Source organism: Acinetobacter stercoris (assembly GCF_900323515.1).
GTDB classification, from domain to species: Bacteria; Pseudomonadota; Gammaproteobacteria; order Pseudomonadales; family Moraxellaceae; genus Acinetobacter; species Acinetobacter stercoris.
In genome coordinates, this window is sequence record NZ_OOGT01000361.1 from 1 (window position 1) to 1,807 (window position 1,807).

Annotated in this window: 1 protein-coding gene; it reads right to left on the minus strand. The window is 36.0% G+C overall.

What is annotated here, in order from left to right; genetic code table 11:
* Window positions 1-288: 288 nt before the first annotated feature.
* The gene (locus KPC_RS19500) at window positions 289-1,602 is read right to left on the minus strand and encodes a DUF3472 domain-containing protein (protein WP_121975961.1); all 1,314 of its coding nucleotides are present in this window, start codon (window positions 1,600-1,602) and stop codon (window positions 289-291) included.
* Between the last annotated feature and the right edge of the window lie 205 nt (window positions 1,603-1,807).

Here is a 1,807-nt window from a genome sequence, read left to right on the forward strand (position 1 = left end):
ATAGGTTATTTGACATTATTATTTTATAATATATTGTGTATATAGATAACAAAAACAACCTCGGTGAACTTTTTAATCCTACAAACATAGGTTATTTGACATTATTATTTTATAATATATTGTGTATATAGATAACAAAAACAACCTCGGTGAACTTTTTAATCCTACAAACCGCCTTGCTTAGCAATTTTGGTTTGTAGGTTTTTTTATCCTGAAAATATTAAGGATCCGTTGACATTTCAACGCAGTGTTATCAACTTGCTCAGTCCTAAATAATCCATCCAAACTCTAATTTAGTTTGACACTTTTCAAATTTCTATAAGGATTCGAGACCACCTCATCTGCACTAGCCATAAACCATCTATTTTTATCATCGCCATCTTTTTCTACACCACCATTTACATTATGGCATTCAAAATCTTTCTTTCCATTGTAAAGTGAAATCTCTGCGTTATTAATCGAAGTCCAAGTTCCATCTGTTTGCTGAATTTGGGCATCCGTTACACTCAGTTTACGCTTTGGCATATCCCAGCAATTCGCTGTATCTCGTTTAAAATCTTCTACAAATAGATAAATTTGATCGACTGATATCTTTTTAGCATAACGATGCGTACCTAAGTTATAGGTTTTGTTTGCATCGACATCAGTTAGTGTCATCGTAGAATCAGTATATTCAGAACCATCTTCATTCGTTCCATTTTTATAAGTCATTGCAAACTCATAAGCCCGACCAGTTTGCCAACTCAAAGGCATAGAACAACTCGCACCTGTCCCTTCATTACCAAAGGTTTTACATGTTGTATCACCTTTATCTGTTGTTTTCGCCTTACCTGCTTCACCTAGCTCATCAATATCCCAAGTTGAGTGTAAAACTCGTTTTTCACCTGTAGCACTCACTTGTAGACCTGCATAACTACCTGGAAAGCCCATCACTTCATAATATGTTCCCAGCGCTTCTGTCCCTAGTACTACGGTCACTTTATAGCCTTTGACGTTGTCCAGTTTAACTGTGCCTGGTCGTTTAAAATGCATATAAGTGTTGCTCATCCCCCAAGGACGTTTAACTTCTGTTGTGGTTGTATTTAACGTCAATTTTCCTGATCTATCATTTAATGAAGCAGAGACATTTATGGTGTCACTCGGCTGTCGACCAGCGACCCAAGTAGCCTCAACCAGACCATTTGCATCCGTTTTTGCTGATTTCAAAAAAACCTGACTAAACTTATCAGCAGTAACAAAACTTAAAGGAACATTTGCTACAGGCTTATTGTTTTCATCTATAACTTTGAATATAAACGGTGTTTTAGGTGTACTCCCCGTTACAGCAGTCGTATCACCGGATACTTTAACAATCGTTAGACTTTTCAGGACTTGCTGTTGTTGTATCGGTGTTGTTTGGGACTGGGAGAGAGTTGAAGTTTTTTGTTGCTGAGACAAGGTTGATGTGGCTATAGGCTTATTGTCGGTATTACTACCAAAAAATGAATTAACAGTATCATTGAAACTATCTAGAAGCGAATCAAAAAAACCTGCATGCGCCATAAATGGTGCACCAAGAGTGACAGCACATACTATGGCTATTTGAGAACAACGTTTTTTCATAATTAATCCTTGCTCTTTTTAAAGTATTTTATTTATTCACATACATAAATGAGGCTTCCAAAAAGCAGGATAGGACTCATCCCTTGTTTTGTTTATGCAGCATGCATTTTTAATAGGAAATGCTTATCAAATCACGTGAAGTGAAACTTTGTAAGATCTACTATTACTGTGACAATATAAAGATAATATGTAGAATATGAAGATA

What these genes read in the sequence shown, in the direction of transcription:
- KPC_RS19500 (WP_121975961.1), bottom strand. Translation starts at nt 1,602, where the DNA reads ATGAAAAAACGTTGTTCTCAAATAGCCATAGTATGTGCTGTCACTCTT.